We start from the raw sequence: 21,381 nt of genomic DNA on the forward strand, positions 1-21,381 counted from the left end.
CCAATGATACGCCACGGGATGGCGCATCGCTGACGCACCAATGTGGAGCCACGTCCTCACGGTGCCGGTGGCTTGCACCATATCAGGGTTTACCTGGGGTCGGCAGCCGTATAGCAAATTTGTATGATGACCTGATTACCGAATGACCTCGGAGCTGCCATGTTCCAGAAAGTCCCCGCTCGCGCCCTGACCGACAACGTTGCCGAACAGCTGCTGGACAAGATCCAGAACGGCGCCTTTGCCCGCGGCGACAAGTTGCCCACCGAGGCGGTGCTGTCCGAAGAGTTCGGCGTCAGCCGCACCGTGGTGCGCGAGGCCATCTCGCGGCTGAAATACGAAGGCGTGGTCGAGTCGCGCCAGGGCAGCGGCGTGTTCGTGACGCTGCAGGCCGGCATCCGGCCGCTGCGAATCGACTACACCGACACCGGCACGCTCGAATCGGTGCTGCAGATCGTCGAGCTGCGCCGCGCGATCGAGGCCGAAGTGGCTGCGCAGGCCGCCCGGCGCCGCACCGACGCGTCGATGGCGGCGATCGACGCCGCGCTGGCGCGCCTGGAGGACGAGGTGGCGCACGGCGGCGACGGCGTGGCCGAGGATGTGGCCTTCCACCGCGCCATCGCCGAGGCCACCGGCAACCCGTATTTCCTCAAGACGCTGGCGTTCCTGAGCCAGTACCTGGAAGCCGCCACGCGCGTGACCCGCACCAACGAAGCGCGGCGCACCGATTTTTCCCGCCAGGTGCGCGAGGAACACCAGGCCATCGTCGCCGCCATCCGCGCCGGCGACCCGCTGGCCGCGCGCAATGCCGCGCAGAACCACATGTACAACGCCGCGCGCCGGCTGGCCCAGCTGGGCGCCGACGAAAGCGGCACCGCGCACGGCGCGACCAATTGACGCGCCACGCCAGCATCGAGTCATCCGTATCTGTTTCAGGGAGTCCCTTATGTCCAGGAATATCGGCGTCATCGGCCTTGGTGCCATGGGCTTTGGTGTCGCGCAGTCGCTGCTGCGGGCCGGTTTCAACGTGCACGCGTGCGACCTGCGTGCCGAAGTGCTGCAGCGCTTTGCCGATGCCGGCGGCGTGCCCTGCGCCTCGCCCGCCGAACTGGGCAGCCGCTGCGAGGTGGTGCTGACGCTGGTGGTCAACGCGCAGCAGACCGAGGCGGTGCTGTTCGGCGCCGACGGTGCCGCGGCCGCGATGCAGCCGGGCAAGCTGGTGATCGCCAGCGCCACGGTACCGCCGGAGTTCGCCCAGGCACTGGGCCGCCGGCTGGCCGGGCAGGGCCTGCTGATGCTGGACGCGCCGGTTTCGGGCGGGGCCGCGCGCGCTGCCAGTGGCGAGATGACCATGATGACCTCCGGCCCCGCCGAAGCCTATGCGCTCGCCGAGGACGTGCTGGCCGCCATCGCCGGCAAGGTGTATCGCCTGGGTGCCGCGCATGGCGCGGGGTCCAAGGTCAAGATCATCAACCAGCTGCTGGCCGGCGTGCATATCGCGGCGGCCGCCGAAGCGATGGCGCTGGGCCTGCGCGAAGGCGTCGACCCGGACGCGCTCTATGACGTGATCACCCACAGCGCCGGCAACTCGTGGATGTTCGAGAACCGCGTGCCGCATATCCTGAAGGGCGACTACACGCCGCTGTCGGCGGTCGACATCTTCGTCAAGGACCTGGGCATGGTGCTCGACACCGCGCGCACCAGCAAATTCCCGCTGCCGCTGTCGGCGGCCGCGCACCAGATGTTCATGATGGCCTCGACCGCCGGCCACGGCGGCGAGGACGATGCGGCGGTGATCAAGATCTTCCCGGGCATTGCGCTGCCGGGCCAGGCCGAGTAAGGAGCGACGACAATGACCGCCCTTCTTGGCTGCATTGCCGACGACTTTACCGGCGCCACCGATCTCGCCAACACGCTGGTGCGCAACGGCATGCGCACCGTGCAGACCATCGGCGTGCCTGCATCGGTGGCCGATATCGGCGCAGCCGACGCACTGGTGGTGGCGCTGAAGTCGCGCACCGTCCCCGCGGCCCAGGCCGTGGCCGAGTCGCTGGCCGCGCTGCAGTGGCTGCGCGCGCAGGGCTGCCGCCAGTTCGTCTTCAAGTACTGCTCCACCTTCGATTCGACCGATGCCGGCAATATCGGCCCGGTAGCCGAGGCCTTGCTGGCGGCGCTGGACAGCGACTTCACTATCGCCTGCCCGGCCTTCCCCGAGAACGGCCGCACCATTTTCCGCGGGCATCTGTTCGTCGGCGACGCGCCGCTGAATGAATCGGGCATGGAACACCATCCGCTGACGCCGATGACCGATGCCAACCTGGTGCGCGTGCTGCAGCGCCAGAGCAAGCACCCGGTCGGGCTGCTGCGCTACGACGCGGTGGCGCGCGGCGCGCAGGCCATCGCCCAGCGCATCGCCGCGCTGCGCGCGGACGGCGTGCGCATGGCGATTGCCGATGCGGTCTCCGACGCGGACCTGCTGACGCTGGGCGAGGCCTGCGCCGGCCTGCCGCTGGTCACCGGCGGGTCCGGCATCGCGCTGGGCCTGCCCGAGAACTTCCGCCGCGCCGGCTTGCTGCCGCAGCGCAGCGACGCCGATGCGGTGCCGGCCATCGACGGCCCCGGCGTGGTGCTGGCGGGAAGCGCCTCGCGCGCGACCAACGGCCAGGTGGCGCGCTGGCTCGAGCAAGGCCGGCCGGCACTGCGCATTGATCCGCTGGCGCTGGCGCGCGGCGAGGCGGTGGCGGACGCGGCCCTCGCCTTTGCCGCCGCGCATGACGAAACCGTGCTGGTCTATGCCACCTCGAGCCCCGACGAAGTCAAGGCCGTGCAGGCCGAGCTGGGCGTAGCGCGCGCCGGCCACCTGGTCGAGCAATGCCTGGCCGCGGTCGCTGCCGGACTGAAGGCACGCGGCACGCGGCGCTTCGTGGTGGCGGGTGGCGAGACCTCGGGCGCGGTGGTGCAGGCGCTGGGCGTGCGCGCCCTGCGCATCGGTGCGCAGATCGCGCCGGGCGTGCCGGCCACTGTCACGCTGGAGGCCGCGCCGCTGGCGCTGGCGTTAAAGTCAGGCAACTTCGGCGGCCCGGACTTCTTCGACCAGGCCCTGCGCCAACTGGGGGGCCGCTGATGCATACGGAAAACAAGCTGCGCGAAGAGATCTGCCGCATCGGCGCCAGCCTGTACCAGCGCGGCTATACGGTGGGTTCGGCCGGCAATATCAGCGCGCGGCTCGACGACGGCTGGCTGATCACGCCGACCGATGCCTGCCTGGGCATGCTCGATCCGGCCGCGGTGGCCAAGGTGGCCACCGACGGCAGCTGGGTCTCTGGCGACAAGCCGTCGAAGACGCTGACGCTGCATCGCGCCATCTACGACAACAACCCCGGGGCGCACGCCGTGGTGCATACGCACTCGACGCACCTCGTGGCCCTGACGCTGGCCGGTGTCTGGCAACCGGACGACGTACTGCCGCCGCTCACGCCCTACTACGTGATGAAGGTCGGCCATATCCCGCTGATTCCCTACCATCGCCCCGGTGATCCGGCGGTGGCCGCGCGCGTGGCTACGCTGGCCGCGCAGGTGCGCGGCGTGCTGCTCGAGCGCCTCGGGCCGGTGGTGTGGGAATCCAGCGTTTCGCGCGCCGCGTTCGCGCTGGAAGAACTGGAGGAGACCGCCAAGCTATGGATGACGATGAAAGACGTGCCGGGCTTTGCCGCCCGCGCGGCGCTGCCCGACAGCGCCCTGGCTGAACTGCGCGACGCCTTCCAGGCGCGCTGGTAGCGCCGGCCTCGCTGCTTACCTGATAACACACGGCTTCACCCGGCGCGGCTGCCTTGCGGCCACCGTGCGGGGGACGCGCACGCCCGCGTTTTGCGGTATTGCGCGCCGCCAATCAGACCAGACCACCACCATACCCGGAGACCACCGATGCAATCCAACCAACCGGCGGCAAGCGTCCCCGCCTTCGACAGCCTGGGCGGCAACGCCCGGCTGGACAGCGACGCCGCGATCGAGAAACGCGCCTACCACAAGGTGTTCTGGCGCATCATGCCGTTCCTGATGCTGTGCTACGTGGTTGCCTACCTCGACCGCGTCAACGTCGGCTTTGCCAAGCTGCAGATGGGCCAGGACCTGGCCTTCTCCGAAACCGTGTTCGGCCTCGGCGCCGGCCTGTTCTTCATCGGCTACTTCCTGTTCGAGCTGCCCAGCAACCTGCTGATGCACAAGATCGGCGCGCGCATCTGGATCGCTCGCATCATGATCACGTGGGGCATCATCTCGGCGCTGTTCCTGTTCGTGAAGACGCCGACGCAGTTCTACCTGATGCGCTTCCTGCTGGGCCTGGCCGAAGCTGGCTTCTATCCCGGCGTGATCCTGTACCTGACCTACTGGTTCCCGGCCAACCGCCGCGCGAAAATGATCGCGCTGTTCATGTCGGGCATTCCCATCGCCGGCATGTTCGGCAACCCGCTGTCGGGCTGGATCATGGACGCGTTCAACGGCACCCATGGCATGCGCGGCTGGCAATGGATGTTCCTGCTCGAGGCGCTGCCCGCCTTCGTGGTCGGCGTCGTCACCATCTTCGTGCTGCGCGATGGCATCGACAAGGCCCCATGGCTGGACGCCGACGAAAAGCGCGTGCTCAAGCGCAATATCGAGGAAGACCAGCGCAATGCCGGCGCCGCCGCCGGCCAGGGACATGGCCACTCGCTGGGCGCGGTGTTCGCCGATCGCCGCGTGTGGTGGATGTGCCTGATCTACTTCTGCTTCGTCACCGGCCAGTACGCGCTGACCTTCTGGATGCCCACGCTGGTGAAGTCCAGCGGCGTGACCGGCAACCTCAACATCGGCCTGCTGTCCGCCATTCCGTTCATCTGCGCGGTGGTGGTGATGAACCTGCTGGGCCACAGCGCGGATGCGCGCCGCGAGCGCCGCTGGCACCTGATCGTGCCCGCGCTGATGGGTGCGACGGGCTTTGCCATCGCCGCGTCGTTCACCAACAATACGACCGTCGCCATTGCCGCACTGTCGCTGGCCGCCGCGGGCGTCCTGACCTGCGCGCCGCTGTTCTGGTCGCTGCCCACGTCGTTCCTGTCGGGCATCGCCGCGGCCTCGGGCATTGCGGTGGTGAACTCGGTGGGCAACCTGGCGGGCTTCGTGTCGCCATACATGGTGGGCGCGCTGAAAGACCTGACGCAGAGCACGCAGCTGCCGATGTACGTGCTGTCGGCCATCCTGCTGGTCGGCGCCGTGCTGGTGTGGATGACGCCCGCTAAACTGGTCAATCGCTGAACCCGCTTTCGCTTCTGGAGTTTCCCATGCCGCGCTTTGCCGCCAACCTGTCGATGATGTACCAAGAGCACGCCTTCCTGGACCGCTTTGCCGCTGCCGCGGCCGACGGCTTCCAGGCGGTCGAGTACCTGTTCCCGTACGAGCACCCCGCCGCCGAGCTGCGCGCGCGCCTCGACGCGAACGGCCTCGCACAGGCGCTGTTCAATGCCCCGCCGGGCGACTGGGCGGCGGGCGAGCGGGGCCTGGCCGCACTGCCCGGGCGCGAGGCGGAATTCCGCGGCACCATCGGGCGCGCGCTCGAATACGCCGGCGTGATCGGCAACGACCGCATCCATGTGATGGCCGGCCTGGTCCCCGCCGATGTCGACCCCGCCCGCTGCCGCGCCGCCTATCTCGAGAACCTGGCCTTCGCCGCCACCGCGGCGGCCGCGCAAGGCGTAACCGTGCTGATCGAGCCGATCAATACGCGCGACATGCCGGGCTATTTCCTGAACCGGCAGGATGACGGCCAGGCGATCTGCAAGGAAGTGGACGCGCCCAACCTGAAGGTCCAGTTCGATTGCTACCACTGCCAGATCGTCGAGGGCGATGTCGCGATGAAGCTCAGGCGCGACTTCGCCGGCATCGGCCACATCCAGATTGCCGGCGTGCCCGAGCGCCATGAGCCGGACCTGGGCGAGCTGCACTACCCGTACCTGTTCGACGTCATCGACGCGCTCGGCTATGCCGGCTGGATCGGCTGCGAGTACCGGCCGCGCGCCGGCACGTCGGAAGGCCTGGGCTGGCTCAAGCCCTATCTCGGCCGCTGATCCCCAACCATCAAAGCTCTCTTGCCATGAACGTACTGATTACCGGCGGCGCCGGCTTCCTCGGCCTGCAACTGGCCCGCCTGCTGCTGCAGCGCGGCGCCCTGAACCTGGACGGCCATCCCGTGGCGATCCGGCGCCTGACACTGCTGGACGTGGTGGCGCCGCAGGGGCTGGACGACGCGCGCGTGCGCGTGGTCACCGGCGACCTGTCCGATCCCGCGGTGCTGCGCCAGGCGCTCGATACCGATACCGGCGCGGTGTTCCACCTCGCCGCCGTGGTCAGCGGCCAGGCCGAGGCCGATTTCGATCTGGGCATGCGCGTCAACCTGGACGCGTCGCGCGCGCTGCTGGAGACCTGCCGCGCGCTGGGCCACCGGCCGCGCGTGCTGTTCACCAGCTCGGTCGCGGTCTATGGCGGCCAGCTGCCGCCGGTGGTGCAGGACGACACCGCGCTGAATCCGCAATCGTCTTACGGCGTGCAGAAGGCCATCGGCGAACTGCTGCTGTCGGACTACAGCCGCCGCGGCTTTGTCGACGGCCGCGTGCTGCGCCTGCCCACCATCAGCGTGCGCCCCGGCAAGCCCAATGCGGCGGCCTCGTCGTTCGCCAGCGGCATCATCCGCGAGCCGCTGGCGGGCGTGGCGGCCAATTGCCCGGTGGCACCCGACACCAGGCTGTGGCTGCTGTCGCCGCGCGCCGCGGTGGCGGCGCTGGTCAACGGCATCGAACTGGCGGGCGAGCGGCTGGGCAACCGCCGCGTGGTGAACCTGCCAGGCCTGTCGGTCACCGCCGCGGGCATGGTCGATGCGCTGCGCCGCGTGGCGGGCGATGCGGTGGCGGATCTGGTGACGTGGCAACGCGAGGAGCGCGTCGAGAACATCGTCGACACGTGGCCGGCGGCGTGGAATGCGGAACGGGCGCTGGCGCTGGGGTTCGAGAGCGACGCGAGTTTTGATGACGTGATTCGGGCTTATATGGAGGATGCGGGGGCGGGGAAGTAAGGTCACTGCCCCTTCGCCTTGGCGACCGCCTTCTCATTTTCTGAGAGCCGGTCCCCTCTCCCGCAAGCGGGAGAGGGGAGCAAACAAAGTATCGGTCAGGCCGAAGCCGGCTTCGCCACCTCATACCCTTCGATCACCTCCCGCACCACCCCCGGGATCGGCGCCGACTTCTGCGTCGCCGGATCCGCGCACACATAGACGATTTCACCGGTGATCAGGTGCTCGTCGCCACGATACATCTCCACCCGGAACAACATGCTGGACCGCCCCAGCCGCGCCATGCGGCCGCGGATGTCGAGCTCATCGTCGAAGCGCGCCGAGGCGTGGTACTCCAGCGTGGACTTCACCACGAAGATGTCGACCCCGTGCGCATGCAACACGTCTTCCGGATAGCGGATGCCCAGCGCGCGCCAGTACTCGGTCACGCAGATATCGCAATAGGTCAGGTAGTGCGCATTGAAGACGATCGATTGCGGATCGACTTCGGACCAGCGCACGCGCAGCGGGATGCTGTGGCGGAACTCTTCTTTGGCCATTGGCCTGCTCTCCTGGTGGATGGCCCCGGACCATGCAAGGCATCAGGCCGCCGCGCCTGCCGGAGCAAGGCCGGCAGGCGCGGCGGCCTGAATGCGCGCAATCCGGCGGATGATCGCGAGATTACTGCGGCTTGGCCAGTCCCAGCTTTTCGATGATCGCCTTTTCCTTCTTGACGGTGTCGGCGGCGAATTGCGCGTATTGCTGGGTGTTCATGTAGTACGGCTCCATGTCGAACTTGGCCAGCGACTCGCGGTAGTTGGGCATTTCCATGGCCTTCTTGAAGGCGTCATGCAGCTTCTGCACGATCTTCGGGTCGGTGCCCTTGGGCGCCACCAGGCCGAACGGCGAGGTCTGCACGATGCCCATGCCCAGTTCCTTCAGCGTCGGCACGTTGGGGAAGCGCGCCGAGCGCTTCTCGCCCCAGGTCGACAGCAGGCGCAGCTTGCCCTGCTCCACGTACGGCGCCCACGCCGGCGTGTCGGCCACCGACATCACGTGGCCACCCAGCAAGGCCTGCATCGATTCCGAATTGCCCTTGTAGGGGATGTGCGAGAACTGCACGCCCTGCTTCATCGCCAGCTCTTCCATGGTCAGGTGCAGCGTGGTCATGGAACCCGGCGAGCCGTAGGTCAGCTTGCCCGGGTTGGCCTTGGCATAGGCAATGTAGTCCTGCATGGTCTTGATCGGCGAATCGGCCGGCACCACCAGGCCGAACGAATAGCCGGCCAGGTTGATGATGTAGCTGAGATCCTTGACCGGATCCCAGTTGATCTTGGTGGTGTACGGCAGGCGGTAGACCGGCATGGCGACCTGCGCCAGCGTATAGCCGTCCGGCGCGGTGCTCTGCATCATCTGCGCCGGCAGCACACCGCCGGCACCGGGCTTGTTCTCGACGATCACGGGCTGGCCCAGGATCTTCGAGGCGTTGTCGGCGAGTACGCGGAACGGGATATCCGTGGAGCCGCCGGCGGTATAGCCGATCACCAGGCGGATCGGGCGCTGCGGGAACTTGTCGGCCTGTGCCTGGGCGGGCATGGCGGCAAGACCCAGTGCCGCGGTGGCGGCGGCGATGCCCGCGCGGGCGAGGAAGTGGCGGCGTTGCATTTGACTCTGTCTCCTTGTGCTGCAAGTCACTGCTGAAAAAATGCTGGTCGATGCCGGGATGGCACGACCGCGAGTCGGGTCTAGTCCGGCGATGCGCCGAACGCGGCGCGCAGCGCGGCAACGGCGTCGGCGTGCGCCTGCGCCACCGCCGGCACGAACCGGCCCAGCTTGAAGAAATCATGGATCATGCCGGGGTAGTCCGCCAGCGTCGCCGCGACACCGGCGGCGCGCAGCTTCGCGGCGTAGGCGACGCCCTCGTCATGCAACGGGTCGTAGCCGGCCACGGCGATCCAGGCCGGGCAGGTGCCGCGCACGTCGGCGCCGGTGCCGCCGCCGTCGAGCGGGGCAAAGCGCCAGTCGTCGCGGCTGGCGTCCTGGTCCAGGTACTGGGCAAAGAACCAGCGGATCATGTCCGCCGTCAGCAGGTAGCCGTCGGCCAGCGCGCGGTGCGACGGCGTATCCTGGCGCGCGCAGGTGCCGGGATAGATCAGCAGCTGCAGTACCGGGGCCAGGCCGGCATCGCGGGCCTCGACCGCGCACGCGGCGGCCAGCGTGCCGCCGGCGCTGTCGCCGCCCAGGCCGATGCGCGCCGGGTCGGCGCCGAGCTTGTCGGCCTCGGCGAAGACCCAATGCAGCACGTCGAAGGCGTCGTTGACCGCCGTCGGGAAGCGCCACTGGGGCCCCAGCCGGTAATCCACCGACAGCACCATGCAGTCGGCCTGCCCGCCCAGCAGGCGGCACAGCGGATCATGCGAATCGACGCTGCCGACCGTGAAGCCGCCGCCGTGGAAGTACACCAGCAGCGGCAGCGGCTCGGTCCAGCTGGCCTCGCGCGGGGTGTACAACCGGACCGGGATGGCATGGCCATCGCGCGCCGGCACCAGCAGGTCTTCCGCGGTATGCACCGGCGGCGGGTTGATGTCCAGTATCGGCGCGCTTTTCTCGTAGGCGATCTTGGCGTCTTCGGGATCCATGGCGTGGATCGGCGGGCGCTTGGCGCGCGCGATCAAGGCCAGCAGCGCGGCCATCTGCGGGTCCAGCGGACTGTCGGGCAGGCCTGGCGTGCCGGGGTGGGAAGACGGTACGGCTGACATGGGATGTGAAGCGGTTCCAGACTCCGGCGCCGGCACCGCGCACAAGCGCCGGCGCGATGCCCGCATCGGGAGAAGTTCGAATAGTGAACGATCGTTCGATTTTAGTATGATGCCAGATGTTTCTGCGCCCCGGCAGTCCGAGATAACCCGGAAAAGTCTTGCCTGGCCTGCCACGCGGCAAGTTTTTGCGCGATGATCGGCTGCAGTGATACGTGGGGTCGGCAGAAACCGTGCACAGTCCCATTGAACCCCAAGACGGCGCACGTGGCGAGCCCATATCCCAGGCCCGGTGCCAAGCCTGAATTCAAACGATTTCGCGGCGGATCCCCGCAGGAGACAAGCAAACATGGCGTTCATCTACTATCTGACCCATATCCACCTGGATTTCGGCGCGGTAAGCGTGCTCAAGTCGGAATGCGAGCGCATCGGCATCCGCCGCCCGTTGCTGGTGACCGACCAGGGCGTGGTCGCCGCCGGCGTGGCGCAGCGCGCCGTCGATGCGATGCAGGGCCTGCCGGTCGCGGTCTTCGACGAGACCCCGTCGAACCCGACCGAGGCCATGGTGCGCAAGGCCGCCGCGCAGTACCGCGAGCAAGGCTGCGACGGCCTGGTCGCGGTAGGCGGCGGATCGTCGATCGACCTCGCCAAGGGCATCGCCATCCTGGCCACGCACGAGGGCGAGCTGACCACCTATGCCACCATCGAGGGCGGCAGCGGCAAGATCACCGACAAGGCGGCGCCGCTGATCGCGGTGCCGACCACGTCCGGCACCGGCAGCGAGGTCGCGCGCGGCGCCATCATCATCCTCGACGACGGCCGCAAGCTGGGCTTCCACTCCTGGCACCTGCTGCCCAAGTCCGCCGTGTGCGACCCCGAACTGACGGTGGGCCTGCCCGCCGGCCTGACCGCCGCCACCGGCATGGACGCCATCGCCCACTGCATCGAGACCTTCCTCGCCCCCGCCTTCAACCCACCCGCGGACGGCATTGCGCTCGACGGCCTGGAGCGCGGCTGGGGCCATATCGAGCGCGCCACCCGCGATGGCAGTGACCGCGATGCGCGCCTGAACATGATGAGCGCGTCGATGCAGGGCGCGATGGCGTTCCAGAAGGGGCTGGGCTGCGTGCATTCGCTGTCGCACCCGCTCGGCGGGCTCAAGATCGATGGCCGCACCGGCCTGCACCATGGCACCCTCAACGCGGTGGTGATGCCCGCGGTGCTGCGCTTCAATGCCGATGCGCCGACGGTGGTGCGCGACGACCGCTATGCGCGCCTGCGACGGGCCATGCACCTGCCCGACGGTGCCGATCTCGCGCAGGCCGTGCACGACATGACCGCGCGCCTGGGCCTGCCCACCGGCCTGCGCCAGATGGGCGTCAGGGAAGAGATGTTCGACAAGGTGATTGCCGGCGCGCTGCTCGACCACTGCCACAAGACCAACCCGAAAGAAGCCAGCGCCGCGGATTATCGGCGTATGCTTGAGCAGTCCATGTAGCACACCGCGTAGCACCCAGCGGCTTTCCGCCGGTCGGACCGACCAAGCGGCTGACCGGCGGCCCTCCCTCCACAGCGCAGGAGACACCATGAGCGGCGAGCACTTGCAGGTAGTCCATGGCGATATCACCCGGATGGAAGTCGATGCCATCGTCAATGCGGCCAACAGCGGCCTGATGGGCGGCGGCGGCGTCGACGGAGCCATCCACGGGGCCGGCGGCCCCGCCATCATGGAGGCCTGCCGCGAGATCCGGGACGCGCAGGGCGGCTGCCCCACCGGCGAGGCGGTGATCACCACCGGCGGCCGCCTGCCGGCGCCGTACGTGATCCACGCAGTCGGGCCGGTCTGGCAAGGCGGCAGCCACGGCGAGGACGAGCAGCTCGCCAACGCCTACCGCAACAGCATCCGCCTGGCCGCGCAGCACCACCTGCGCCGGCTGGCCTTCCCCAACATCAGCACCGGCATCTATGCTTTCCCGCGCGAGCGCGCGGCGGATATTGCCATTGCCGCGGTGCGCGAGGCACTGGCGGGCGCACCGCAGATCGAGCAGGTCACCTTCGTTTGCTTCGATGACGAGAACTACCGGCTTTACCGCGAGCGCCTGACCTGAAAGCGCGTGCGGCGGCTGTTTGCGCCGCACGCACCACGCCTTGCGCCCGTGCCGGTCAGGCCGGCAGCGCGCTGCGGATCAGCTGGTTGATCCGCTCGGGCTGCTCGTGGATGATCCAGTGGGTGCCCTCGGGGATGCGCTCCAGCCGCAGGTCCGGTACGAAGTCGGCCAGCCCGTCCACCAGCGACTTCGGCAGCGCGCGGTCGCGTTCGCCCCAGATCACCAGCGTCGGCACCCGGACCACGAAGGCGGCCGGGTCCAGCCGCGAGATATCGGGCGGCGGTTCGCCCTCGGCCGGCGGATGCATCGGCGAGGCACGGTAGAAGTTGACGCCACCGGTCAGCGGATGCACGCCGGCGTCCTTGCCCTCGCCCGGCTGCGACCACGCCGCGTGGTACCTGGCGCGCGTCTCGGCGGTGTACCAGGGCGCCGGCTTGCCGTCGTCGTCGGACAGCATCCGATCCAGCAGCGCAAAGTCGTTGGCCGCCAGCGCCTGTTCCGAGCCCGGCTTGCGCAGCCAGTTCATGTAGGCCGAAGCGGCCTGCTGCGCGGGATCGGTGGCCAGCGCGCGCGCGAACAGGTAGGGGTGCGGCGAGTTGACGATGATCAGCTGGCGCACCAGCTGCGGGAACTGGATCGCCAGGTTCCAGCAGATCGCGCCGCCCCAGTCGTGCGCCACCACCACGGCCTGGTCATAGCCCAGCGCGCTGACCAGCTGCACCAGGTCCTCGACGATATGGCGCGGCCGGTAGGCGTTTACGTCGGCGGGCTTGCTCGACAGGTTGAAGCCGCGCAGGTCGGGCGCCACGGCGAAATGCGTGCGCCCGAACTCGGCCAGCTGCGCCTCCCATTCGAACCAGAATTCCGGAAAGCCGTGCACGAACAGCATCAGCGGCTTGCCGCGCTCGCCGGCGCTGGCGTAGTGCAGGCGGCTGCCGTTGGGCAGCGTGGCGTATTGCAGGTGGCGGATCACGGCGGCGGGTGCTGCCATGTTGTTCTCCATATACGGTCCTCCTCGTTGTGGCGTGGTGCTGGCCGGGGTTGGCGAACGCCGGTCAGCCGCGCAACGCGGCAACGAGGCCCGCGCGGACCTCGGGCTTGTCGGCAAACGGATCGCCGGGATTGCGCTGTCCGACGATATCCTCGAAGCGCTGGCGCACGGGGGCGAGCGCCTGGGGGTGGGAATAAATATAGAAGCTTTCGTCGCGGATGGCATCGAAGGTCAGCTGCGCCACCTCGGCCGCGGTCACCTTGCCCGAGCCTACCGCCTTGTCCGACAAGGCCTGCGACACCAGTTGCGAGCGCGTCGGCGGTGCCTGGTTGGCGAGGTCCGCGGGCCGGTTGCGCTGCGACTGGTTGATGCCGGTCGGCACGAAGTACGGGCACAGCACCGAGCAGCGCACCTGCTCGGTCACCAGGCCCAGGTCCTGGTACAGCGTTTCCGTCAACGCCACCACGGCATGCTTGGACACGTTGTACACGCCCATCGCCGGCGGATTCAGCAGGCCCGCCATCGACGCCGTGTTGACGATATGCCCCTGGAACGCCGGATCCTTCTCCGCGGCGGCCAGCATCAGCGGCGTGAAGATGCGCACCCCGTGCACCACGCCGTACAGGTTGACGCCCAGCACCCATTCCCAGTCCTTCTCCGAGTTCTCCCAGATCAGGCCGCCCGCGCCAACCCCGGCATTGTTGAACAGCAGGTTGACCTGGCCGAAGGCCTCGATGGCGGCATCGGCCAGCGCCTGCACCTGCTCGGCGCGCGAGACGTCGGTGCGCAAGCCGATCACGGGCACGTTGCGCGCCTGGAATTCGGCGACGGTTGCGTCCAGCGCGTCTTCCTGCACGTCGGCCAGCACCAGCTTCATGCCCAGGTCCGCTGCAATGCGGGCGAATTCCTTGCCGAAGCCCGAGGCACCGCCGGTAATGACGGCCACCTTGTTGGAAAAATCCTTCATAGGGTCTGTCCTGTCGCGTGAGTCGAATGGGATGGCAGGCCGCGTGGCGGCCATGCGGTTCAGTCCAGCAGGTCTGGCTGTTCCTTGACGATGCGGGCATAGAGCGGCTGGAACTGGAACCAGCCCGCCTGCGCCGTGCCGACGATCGAATAGGCCTGGCGCGCTGCGGCGTCGGCAATCACCTTCAGCGGCGCCTGCGTGCGCGCCGCGGCGGCTTCGGCCAGCAGCTGCACCTGGCACGAGCGTTCCATGGTGATGAACCACCACGCCGCTTCGTCGACGGTCTGGCCGACGGTCAGCAGGCCGTGATTCTGCAGGATCGCGGCCTTGTTCTGCCCGAGCGCGTTGGCGATGCGCTGGCCCTCGTCCAGCTCCACCACCACGCCGCCAAAGTCGTCATAGACCGCGTGGTCGTTGTAGAAGGCGCACACATCCTGCGTCAGCGCATCGAGCGGGCGCCCGAGCGTCGACCAGGCGCGGCCATAGGTGCTGTGCGAATGCGCGGCCGCGACCGCGTCGGGGCGGGTCTGGTGCACGCGCGAATGGATGGCGAAGGCCGCGGCATTGACCGGGTAGTCGCCCTCGACCACGTCGCCGTGGTGATCGCAACGGATCAGGTTCGAGACCTTGACCTGGCTGAAATGCACGCCGAACGGATTGACCCAGAAGGTGTCGGTAAACTCGGGGTCGCGCGCGGTGATATGGCCGGCCACGCCTTCGTCGAAGCCGAACTTCGAGAACAGCCGGAAGGCGGCGGCCAGGCGCTGCTTGCGATGCAGGCGCTCTTCGGCGGTGGTAGCGAATTGCGGCGGCCGCGGCAGGTTGCGGTAGCGCGCCTTGACCTCTTCGGGGAGGCCCGCGCCGATCTCGTCGGCACGCTGGACTTGCGGGGCTTGCGGGGCATTCATCGGTGTCTCCTGTCCTGGTCCGGTGATATCGGTAGCCCGCGGCGGCCCTGGCAGGCGCGCCGCGGCACTGCCTGCGCGGGTCAGGCCAGCTTGACCAGCTGCTTGCCGAAGTTCTTGCCCTTGAGCAGGCCGATAAAGGCTTCCGGCGCGCTGGCCAGGCCCTCGGCGATGCTCTCGCGGAACTTGAGCTTGTCCTGCGCGACCGCGGTGCCCAGCTCCTTCAGCGCCTGCGGCCACACCTCCATATGCTCGGAGACGATAAAGCCCTCGATGGTCAGGCGCGACACCAGGATCAGCTGCGGGTTCTTCAGCGGCAGCGGCTGGCCGTCATAGCCCGCGATCATGCCGCACATGGCGATGCGGCCGAAGGCATTCATGCGCGACAGCACGGCGTCCAGGATATCGCCGCCGACGTTCTCGAAATAGCCGTCGATGCCGTCGGGCGTGGCTTCCTTGAGCATGGTGTAGAGCTCTTTCGGGTCTTTCGCCGCCTTGTAGTCGATACACGCATCGAAGCCCAGCTCATTGACCACGTAGTTGCACTTGTCCTTGCCGCCGGCAAAGCCCACCGCGCGGCAACCCGCCAGCTTGGCCAGCTGGCCCACCACGCTGCCGACCGCGCCCGACGCGGCACTGACCGCGATGGTCTTGCCCGCCTTGGGCTGGATGATCTTGTTCAGGCCATACCATGCGGTCACGCCCGGCATGCCGACCGCGCCGAGATAGGCCGACAGCGGGATATGCGTGGTATCGACCGGCTGCAGGCCGGTGCCGTCGCTGACACCCATTTCCTGCCAGCCGAACATGCCGACCACCTTGTCGCCCGGCTTGAACTTGCTGTTCTTGCTTTCCACCACTTCGCCGACGGTGCCGCCGATCATCACCTCGTTGAGCGGCTGCGGCGCGGCATACGACTTGCTGTCGTTCATGCGGCCGCGCATGTACGGGTCCAGCGACAGGTAGTGGTTGCGCACCAGCACCTGGCCGTCGGCGAGTTGCGGTACGGGCACCTCTTCCAGGCGGAAATTGGCCGGCGTCACCGCGCCTTCGGGACGCGAGGCCAGGACGATGCGCTTGAACGTTTTGGACATGGTCGATTCCTTTCAGTAGGAATGGGAACGGCTTGAATACTGCATCGGGACCGGCAGCGACGCATACCTGCGCGCTGCCCGCTTGCTGCGTCGGCGCCGGCGCTCAGCCGTCGGCACCGGTATCGGCTTCACCCGGGCGCTGCGGCGGCATGCGCCGGATGTACTTGAACGTGCCCGAGCCGCGCGCCACGGTCTTGCCGTCCGCGTCGACGATCTCGCCTTCGCAGAACACCATGGTGGTGGTGCGGTGCACGGTGGTGCCGCGCGCGGTCAGCGCGCCGCGGCCCGGCGCCATGAAGCTGGTCTTCATCTCGATGGTGACCACGCCGCGGCCATCGGCATCGCTGCTGCGGCCGGCCACCGCCATGGCCACGTCGAGCAGCGTCATGATCACGCCGCCGTGGGCCATGTCCCAGCTGTTCTGGTGGCGCTTTTCGATCGGCAGCGCGATCTCGCTGCGCCCGCCCTCGGCGAAGTTGCAGGTCACGCCAAGATCGGCAAGGAAGGGGATGTGAGTCAGGGGGCCTTTGAACTGGTTCATGTGCGATGCAAGTCTGGAGAGTGGATGCCCGCGAGGCTCCGGCCTCGCGCCGGCCCCAAGTTTGAGGGCAATCCGCCGTTCCGCCAAGCGGGCGCCGGATTGCCCTTGCTGACTCAGACCGCGCTGACGCCGCCGTCCACAGCCAGGATCTGCCCGGTGATGTGCTTGCCGGCATCGCTGGCGAACAGCAGCGCGGCGCCCTTCAGGTCTTCGTCGTCGCCCAGCCGATGCAGCGGCACGCCGGCGCACATGGCTTCGACGCCCATGCGCTCGAGCGAGCCCTTGGTCATCTTCGACGGGAAGAAGCCCGGCGCGAGTGCGTTGACCGTAATGTTGTGCTCGCCCCACTCCGCCGCCAGCGTGCGTGTGAAGTTGACCACCGCGCCCTTCGAGGTGTTGTAGGCGATGGTTTCCATCGACCCCGGCGGGTTGCCGGCCAGGCCCGCGATCGACGCCACGTTGATGATGCGGCCGTAGCGGCGCGGGATCATCGACAGCTTGCCGATGCGCTGGCTGAGCAAGAACAGCCCGCGGATGTTCAGGTTCATCACCTTGTCCCAGGCTTCGACCGGATGGTCTTCGGCCGGCGCGCCCCAGGTGGCGCCGGCGTTGTTGACCAGGATGTCGACGTGACCCAGTTTGGCGATGGCCGCGTCGGCCAGTCGGGCAATCTCGGATTCCTGCGAGCCGTCGGCGGCAATCCAGTCGGCCTCGATGCCGAGGCCCTTCAGGTGTGCCTGCGCCGCCTGCAGTTCGTCCGCCTTGCGCGCCGACAGCACCAGGCGCGCGCCCTGCTCGCCCAGTGCCTCGGCGATCTGCAGGCCCAGGCCGCGCGAGCCGCCGGTGATCAGCGCGGTCTTGCCCTTCAGGTCAAACAGTTGCTGGATGGTGCGCATGTTGTCTCTTCCTTGGTTGTCTTTGAGGATATCGCCTGCGGTCAGAACCAGGCGTCCTTCATGTCCAGCGTGGTACGGTCGAGCGATGCCAGCAGGTCAAGCTGAGGACCGACCCTGGGCAGCTCGAAGCGGAAGAAGTACGCCGCCGCGGCCAGCTTGCCGCGATAGAAGTCCTGGTCTTCCTGGCCGCTCGCGTGCGCCAGCGCGGCTTGCGCCAGCAGTGCCTGCTCCAGCCAGATCCACGCCACCACCACGTGCCCGAAGGCCTCCAGGTAGACCGACGCGTTGGCCAGCGTCACGTTGGCATCGCCGGCGCTCCACAGGGCCTGGGTCACTTCCGCCAGGCGCCGGGTCGCGGCGCCGAGCGCGCGCGCCTGGCTGGCCAGTTCGGCATTGTCCGCAGCCAGCGCGCGGTCGATAGTGGCCTGCACGCGGTCGCCCAGCAGCCTGAACGCCGCGCCATCCTTCATCACCACCTTGCGGCCGAGCAGGTCCAGTCCCTGGATGCCGTGCGTGCCTTCGTGGATCGGGTTCAGGCGGTTGTCGCGATAGAACTGCTCGACGTTGTATTCGCGGGTGTAGCCGTAACCGCCATGCACCTGGATCGCCAGGTTGTTGGCCTCCAGGCACCATTGCGACGGCCAGCTCTTGGCGATCGGGGTCAGGATGTCGAGCAGCAGCGCCAGGCGCTCATGCGCGTCCTGGTCACCCGCGGCGGCAGCGGCTTCTTCCTCGTCCACCAGCCGCGCGCAATACAGGTTCAGCGCCAGGCCGCCCTCGACATAGCTCTTCTGCGCCAGCAGCATGCGGCGGATATCGGCGTGCTCGACCAGCTTTACCTGCGGGCTGGCGGCATCCTTGCCGCCGGGACCGACCGGGCGGCCTTGCGGACGGTTGCGCGCGTAGTCCAACGCGTGCAGGTAGCCGGTATAACCGAGCATCACCGCGCCCAGGCCCACGCCGATGCGCGCCTCGTTCATCATGTGGAACATGCAGGCCAGGCCCTTGTGCGGCTCGCCCACCAGGTAGCCGATCGCACCGGCCTTGCCGCCCGGCTTGTATTTCATGCCTTCGCCGAAATTCAGCAGGCAGTTGGTGGTGCCGCGATAGCCCATCTTGTGGTTCAGCCCGGCCAGCACCACGTCGTTGCGCTCGCCCAGCGAGCCGTCCTCGTTGACCAGGTACTTGGGCACGATAAACAGCGAGATGCCCTTCACGCCCGGGATCAGCTTGCCGTCCGGGCCGGGGATCTTGGCCAGCACCAGGTGGACGATGTTCTCCGACAACTCGTGCTCGCCGGCGGAAATCCACATCTTGTTGCCGCGCAGCCGGTATTGCGCGCCCAGCGGCGATTCGCCTTCATACTCGGCGCGCGTCGTGATATCCGACAGCGACGAGCCGGCCTGCGGCTCCGACAGGCACATGGTGCCGAAGAAGCGCCCTGCCATCTCCGGCTTGACGAAAGTCTCGACCTGCGTCGGCGTGCCGTGCGTCAGCAGCAGGTTGGCATTGCCGATGGTCAGGAACGGGTAGGAACTGGTGCCGACATTGGCGCCCTTGAAGTAGGCGAAGCCGGCTTTCTCGACCACCACCGGCAGCTGCATGCCGCCCAGTTCGTAATCCTGGCCCGCGGCCATCAGCCCGGCTTCGCAGAAGGCCTTCAGCGCGGTGCGGACCTCGGGAATGATGGTGACGGTCTCGCCGTCGAATTCGGGTTCGTGCTGGTCGTTCTTCTTGTTGTGCGGCGCGAACAGGTCGGTGGCGATCTTCTCGCAGGTGTCCAGCGCGGCGTCGAAGGTCTCGCGCGAATGGTCGGCGTAGCGCGGGATGCGCGTGAGTTCATCGACCTTGAGCCATTCGTACAGGATGAAGTTCAGGTCGCGGCGGGAAAGGATCATCGACATGGTGTCTCCATGCGGCGCACTGCGTGGCGTGCCGCGAATTGTTCTCTGTTCTCGGAACGGCGTAGCGCTTGAAAAGAACGCTGTGCTTTGGATGACCAATGGCGGGCTCCCTCTCCCGCTTGCGGGAGAGGGTTGGGGAGAGGGCCGGCGCCTCTACGAAGCGCGGCGCCTGGGTGCTGCCAGCGCCGGCCCTCTCCCCCGGCCCCTCTCCCGCAGGCGGGAGAGGGGAGCAAACAAGTGGCCAGCCGTTACAGCACTTCGAACAGCCCCGCGGCGCCCTGCCCGCCGCCGATGCACATGGTCACGACCACATACTTCACGCCACGGCGCTTGCCCTCGATCAGCGCATGGCCGACCAGTCGCGCACCCGACACGCCGTACGGGTGGCCCACCGCGATCGCGCCGCCGTTGACGTTGAGGCGGTCCATCGGGATGCCCAGCGTGTCGGCGCAGTACAGCACCTGCACGGCGAAGGCTTCGTTCAGTTCCCACAGGCCGATGTCATCGACCTTCAGGCCAGCCTTCTTCAGCAGCTTGGGTACCGCGAAGACGGGTCCGATGCCCATTTCGTCCGGCTCGCAACCGGCCACGGCAAAGCCGCGGAACACGCCGAGCGGCTGCAGGCCCTTGGCCTCGGCCACGCGCGCGTTCATGACCACCGCCGCTGAGGCGCCGTCCGAGAACTGCGAGGCATTGCCGGCGGTAATCACGCCGCCCGGCACCGCGCTGCGGATCTTGGCCACGCCTTCGAGCGTGGTGTCGGCGCGGATGCCTTCGTCGCGGTCGATGGTGACTTCCTTCGTCACCAGCTGGCCGGTGGACTTGTCGGCAACGCCGGCAAGCACGGTCATCGGCACGATCTCGTCCTTGAACTTGCCGGCTTCCTGCGCGGCGGCGGCGCGTTGCTGGCTGCGCACGCCGTACTCGTCCTGTCGCTCCTTCGAGATGCTGTAGCGCTTGGCCACGTTCTCGGCGGTCTGCAGCATGTTCCAGTAGATTTCGGGCTTGTTCTTTGTCAGCCAGCTTTCCTGGACCATGTGGCGGTTCATTTCCTGCTGCACGCAGGAGATGCTTTCCACGCCGCCGGCAACGAAGATGTCGCCCTCGTCGGCAATCACGCGCTGCGCCGCCATGGCGATGGTCTGCAGGCCCGACGAGCAGAAGCGGTTGACGGTGGCGCCGGGCACCGTGACCGGGCAGCCGGCGCGCAGTGCGATCTGGCGCGCGATATTGGCGCCGGTGGCGCCTTCCGGGTTGGCGCAGCCCATCAGCACGTCTTCCACTTCGGCGGCGTCGATCCTGGCGCGGGCGATGGCGTGCTGCACGGCGTGACCACCCAGCGTGGCGCCGTGGGTCATGTTGAAGGCGCCCTTCCAGCTCTTGGCCAGGCCGGTCCGTGCGGTGGATACGATGACTGCTTCGTTCATGTGTTGCTCCTCGGAATCTTGTGTCGTTCAGTTCGGTGGTTCGGTTCAGCCCTGGCCCTTCAATCCTTGAGCACATCGGCGGACTGCACGCGCGCGACGCCGGCGGCGCCGAGGTCCTGCCATGCCTTGGCCAGCGACCCCTGCAGGTCGATGGCGCGGCACGCATCCTCGATCACCGCGGCCTCGAAGCCGGCAGCGCGCGCGTCGAGCGCGCTCCAGGCCACGCAGTAGTCCGTCGCCAGTCCGGCGCAGAACACGCGCTTCACGCCTTGCTCGCGCAGGTAGCCTGCCAGCCCGGTGCGCGTGGTGCGGTCCGCTTCCAGGAAGGCGGAGTAGCTGTCCACGTCGGCGTGGTGGCCCTTGCGGATCACCAGCCGCGCGTGCGGCACGTGCAGGCCCGTATGTAGCGCGGCGCCAGGCGTGTCCTGCACGCAGTGCACCGGCCACAGCACCTGCTCGCCATAGGGCAGCGTGAGCACCTGGAACGGCTGCATGCCGGCATGGCTGGCCGCGAAGGAAACATGCGCGGCCGGATGCCAGTCCTGCGTCACCACCACATGCCCGAACGCGCGCGCCAGCCGGTTGATCACGGGCACGACCTCATCGCCGCTGGGCACGGCAAGCGCGCCGCCCGGCATGAAGTCGTTCTGCACGTCGATCACCAGCAGGCAATCGTCCGGTCCGATGGTGGTGCTCATGGCCGCTCCTGGCTGAACCCGT

General features: G+C 68.0%; 21 protein-coding genes. 9 read left to right on the plus strand and 12 right to left on the minus strand.

What is annotated here, in order from left to right:
* Positions 1-159 precede the first annotated feature (159 nt).
* From E5S69_RS10135 to denD, 7 genes are all read left to right on the plus strand, one after another.
* The gene (locus tag E5S69_RS10135) at positions 160-894 is read left to right on the plus strand and encodes a FadR/GntR family transcriptional regulator (protein ID WP_171514528.1); all 735 of its coding nucleotides are present in this window, start codon (positions 160-162) and stop codon (positions 892-894) included.
* 49 nt (positions 895-943) lie between these two features.
* Positions 944-1,837 carry an L-threonate dehydrogenase gene (ltnD, locus tag E5S69_RS10140; RefSeq protein ID WP_171514529.1) on the plus strand — a complete coding sequence of 298 codons (894 nt, stop codon included), beginning with the start codon at positions 944-946 and terminating at the stop codon, positions 1,835-1,837.
* A 12-nt stretch (positions 1,838-1,849) separates the two neighbouring features.
* Positions 1,850-3,121, plus strand: coding sequence for a 3-oxo-tetronate kinase (otnK, locus tag E5S69_RS10145; protein ID WP_171514530.1), 1,272 nt, complete (start codon positions 1,850-1,852; stop codon positions 3,119-3,121).
* The gene (locus E5S69_RS10150) at positions 3,121-3,774 is read left to right on the plus strand and encodes an aldolase (protein ID WP_171514531.1); all 654 of its coding nucleotides are present in this window, start codon (positions 3,121-3,123) and stop codon (positions 3,772-3,774) included. The genes otnK and E5S69_RS10150 overlap by 1 nt, the downstream gene beginning before the upstream one ends.
* Positions 3,775-3,921: 147 nt before the next feature.
* Positions 3,922-5,286: an MFS transporter gene (locus E5S69_RS10155; protein WP_171514532.1), complete on the plus strand. Its 1,365-nt coding sequence runs from the start codon at positions 3,922-3,924 to the stop codon at positions 5,284-5,286.
* 26 nt (positions 5,287-5,312) lie between these two features.
* Positions 5,313-6,095, plus strand: coding sequence for a 2-oxo-tetronate isomerase (gene otnI, locus E5S69_RS10160; RefSeq protein WP_171514533.1), 783 nt, complete (start codon positions 5,313-5,315; stop codon positions 6,093-6,095).
* 26 nt (positions 6,096-6,121) lie between these two features.
* Entirely contained in the window at positions 6,122-7,096 is a 975-nt protein-coding gene (gene denD, locus E5S69_RS10165) for a D-erythronate dehydrogenase (protein ID WP_171514534.1), read from the plus strand.
* A 95-nt stretch (positions 7,097-7,191) separates the two neighbouring features.
* Here the strand turns inward: denD and E5S69_RS10170 are convergent, their stop codons facing one another.
* From E5S69_RS10170 to E5S69_RS10180, 3 genes are all read right to left on the minus strand, one after another.
* Positions 7,192-7,632, minus strand: a complete 441-nt coding sequence (locus E5S69_RS10170) for a YbgC/FadM family acyl-CoA thioesterase (RefSeq protein ID WP_171514535.1) — start codon at positions 7,630-7,632, stop codon at positions 7,192-7,194.
* Positions 7,633-7,753: 121 nt separating this feature from the next.
* Positions 7,754-8,737, minus strand: coding sequence for a tripartite tricarboxylate transporter substrate binding protein (locus tag E5S69_RS10175; protein ID WP_171514536.1), 984 nt, complete (start codon positions 8,735-8,737; stop codon positions 7,754-7,756).
* A gap of 80 nt (positions 8,738-8,817) precedes the next feature.
* Positions 8,818-9,831 (minus strand): alpha/beta hydrolase, encoded by a 1,014-nt coding sequence (locus E5S69_RS10180; RefSeq protein ID WP_171514537.1) that lies wholly within the window; start codon positions 9,829-9,831, stop codon positions 8,818-8,820.
* Positions 9,832-10,177: 346 nt separating this feature from the next.
* Here E5S69_RS10180 and E5S69_RS10185 point away from each other — a divergent pair, with 346 nt between their 5' ends.
* Complete coding sequence (locus E5S69_RS10185) at positions 10,178-11,326, plus strand: iron-containing alcohol dehydrogenase (protein ID WP_171514538.1); 1,149 nt, start codon at positions 10,178-10,180, stop codon at positions 11,324-11,326.
* 88 nt (positions 11,327-11,414) lie between these two features.
* Positions 11,415-11,936 (plus strand): O-acetyl-ADP-ribose deacetylase, encoded by a 522-nt coding sequence (locus E5S69_RS10190; protein ID WP_171514539.1) that lies wholly within the window; start codon positions 11,415-11,417, stop codon positions 11,934-11,936.
* 55 nt (positions 11,937-11,991) lie between these two features.
* Here the strand turns inward: E5S69_RS10190 and E5S69_RS10195 are convergent, their stop codons facing one another.
* From E5S69_RS10195 to pncA, 9 genes are all read right to left on the minus strand, one after another.
* Positions 11,992-12,939, minus strand: a complete 948-nt coding sequence (locus E5S69_RS10195; RefSeq protein ID WP_171514540.1) for an alpha/beta fold hydrolase — start codon at positions 12,937-12,939, stop codon at positions 11,992-11,994.
* Positions 12,940-12,991: 52 nt separating this feature from the next.
* Positions 12,992-13,894 carry an SDR family oxidoreductase gene (locus E5S69_RS10200; protein WP_171514541.1) on the minus strand — a complete coding sequence of 301 codons (903 nt, stop codon included), beginning with the start codon at positions 13,892-13,894 and terminating at the stop codon, positions 12,992-12,994.
* Between the two features lie 59 nt (positions 13,895-13,953).
* The gene (locus E5S69_RS10205; protein WP_171514542.1) at positions 13,954-14,802 is read right to left on the minus strand and encodes a class II aldolase/adducin family protein; all 849 of its coding nucleotides are present in this window, start codon (positions 14,800-14,802) and stop codon (positions 13,954-13,956) included.
* An 80-nt stretch (positions 14,803-14,882) separates the two neighbouring features.
* A complete protein-coding gene (locus tag E5S69_RS10210) occupies positions 14,883-15,893 on the minus strand; it encodes an NADP-dependent oxidoreductase (RefSeq protein ID WP_171514543.1) in 1,011 nt (336 codons plus the stop codon).
* Between the two features lie 103 nt (positions 15,894-15,996).
* Positions 15,997-16,434, minus strand: coding sequence for a PaaI family thioesterase (locus tag E5S69_RS10215; protein WP_171514544.1), 438 nt, complete (start codon positions 16,432-16,434; stop codon positions 15,997-15,999).
* Between the two features lie 113 nt (positions 16,435-16,547).
* Positions 16,548-17,330: an SDR family oxidoreductase gene (locus E5S69_RS10220; RefSeq protein WP_171514545.1), complete on the minus strand. Its 783-nt coding sequence runs from the start codon at positions 17,328-17,330 to the stop codon at positions 16,548-16,550.
* 41 nt (positions 17,331-17,371) lie between these two features.
* Positions 17,372-19,234 (minus strand): acyl-CoA dehydrogenase, encoded by a 1,863-nt coding sequence (locus E5S69_RS10225; protein ID WP_171514546.1) that lies wholly within the window; start codon positions 19,232-19,234, stop codon positions 17,372-17,374.
* A gap of 248 nt (positions 19,235-19,482) precedes the next feature.
* Positions 19,483-20,661, minus strand: a complete 1,179-nt coding sequence (locus E5S69_RS10230; protein WP_171514547.1) for an acetyl-CoA C-acyltransferase — start codon at positions 20,659-20,661, stop codon at positions 19,483-19,485.
* 59 nt (positions 20,662-20,720) lie between these two features.
* Complete coding sequence (gene pncA, locus E5S69_RS10235) at positions 20,721-21,359, minus strand: bifunctional nicotinamidase/pyrazinamidase (RefSeq protein ID WP_171514548.1); 639 nt, start codon at positions 21,357-21,359, stop codon at positions 20,721-20,723.
* Positions 21,360-21,381 lie beyond the last annotated feature (22 nt).

This window comes from Cupriavidus necator, assembly GCF_013141915.1.
Lineage (GTDB): Bacteria > Pseudomonadota > Gammaproteobacteria > Burkholderiales > Burkholderiaceae > Cupriavidus > Cupriavidus necator_B.

Excerpts from the sequence above, each read along its gene's own strand:
- E5S69_RS10150 (WP_171514531.1), top strand. The coding sequence starts at position 3,121 with ATGCATACGGAAAACAAGCTGCGCGAAGAGATCTGCCGCATCGGCGCC.
- E5S69_RS10225 (WP_171514546.1), bottom strand. The coding sequence starts at position 19,234 with ATGTCGATGATCCTTTCCCGCCGCGACCTGAACTTCATCCTGTACGAA.
- E5S69_RS10175 (WP_171514536.1), bottom strand. The coding sequence starts at position 8,737 with ATGCAACGCCGCCACTTCCTCGCCCGCGCGGGCATCGCCGCCGCCACC.
- otnI (WP_171514533.1), top strand. The coding sequence starts at position 5,313 with ATGCCGCGCTTTGCCGCCAACCTGTCGATGATGTACCAAGAGCACGCC.
- E5S69_RS10230 (WP_171514547.1), bottom strand. The coding sequence starts at position 20,661 with ATGAACGAAGCAGTCATCGTATCCACCGCACGGACCGGCCTGGCCAAG.
- E5S69_RS10185 (WP_171514538.1), top strand. The coding sequence starts at position 10,178 with ATGGCGTTCATCTACTATCTGACCCATATCCACCTGGATTTCGGCGCG.
- E5S69_RS10190 (WP_171514539.1), top strand. The coding sequence starts at position 11,415 with ATGAGCGGCGAGCACTTGCAGGTAGTCCATGGCGATATCACCCGGATG.
- E5S69_RS10220 (WP_171514545.1), bottom strand. The coding sequence starts at position 17,330 with ATGCGCACCATCCAGCAACTGTTTGACCTGAAGGGCAAGACCGCGCTG.
- E5S69_RS10180 (WP_171514537.1), bottom strand. The coding sequence starts at position 9,831 with ATGTCAGCCGTACCGTCTTCCCACCCCGGCACGCCAGGCCTGCCCGAC.
- E5S69_RS10215 (WP_171514544.1), bottom strand. The coding sequence starts at position 16,434 with ATGAACCAGTTCAAAGGCCCCCTGACTCACATCCCCTTCCTTGCCGAT.
- E5S69_RS10210 (WP_171514543.1), bottom strand. The coding sequence starts at position 15,893 with ATGTCCAAAACGTTCAAGCGCATCGTCCTGGCCTCGCGTCCCGAAGGC.
- E5S69_RS10170 (WP_171514535.1), bottom strand. The coding sequence starts at position 7,632 with ATGGCCAAAGAAGAGTTCCGCCACAGCATCCCGCTGCGCGTGCGCTGG.
- otnK (WP_171514530.1), top strand. The coding sequence starts at position 1,850 with ATGACCGCCCTTCTTGGCTGCATTGCCGACGACTTTACCGGCGCCACC.
- E5S69_RS10135 (WP_171514528.1), top strand. The coding sequence starts at position 160 with ATGTTCCAGAAAGTCCCCGCTCGCGCCCTGACCGACAACGTTGCCGAA.
- denD (WP_171514534.1), top strand. The coding sequence starts at position 6,122 with ATGAACGTACTGATTACCGGCGGCGCCGGCTTCCTCGGCCTGCAACTG.
- pncA (WP_171514548.1), bottom strand. The coding sequence starts at position 21,359 with ATGAGCACCACCATCGGACCGGACGATTGCCTGCTGGTGATCGACGTG.
- ltnD (WP_171514529.1), top strand. The coding sequence starts at position 944 with ATGTCCAGGAATATCGGCGTCATCGGCCTTGGTGCCATGGGCTTTGGT.
- E5S69_RS10205 (WP_171514542.1), bottom strand. The coding sequence starts at position 14,802 with ATGAATGCCCCGCAAGCCCCGCAAGTCCAGCGTGCCGACGAGATCGGC.
- E5S69_RS10200 (WP_171514541.1), bottom strand. The coding sequence starts at position 13,894 with ATGAAGGATTTTTCCAACAAGGTGGCCGTCATTACCGGCGGTGCCTCG.
- E5S69_RS10195 (WP_171514540.1), bottom strand. The coding sequence starts at position 12,939 with ATGGAGAACAACATGGCAGCACCCGCCGCCGTGATCCGCCACCTGCAA.
- E5S69_RS10155 (WP_171514532.1), top strand. The coding sequence starts at position 3,922 with ATGCAATCCAACCAACCGGCGGCAAGCGTCCCCGCCTTCGACAGCCTG.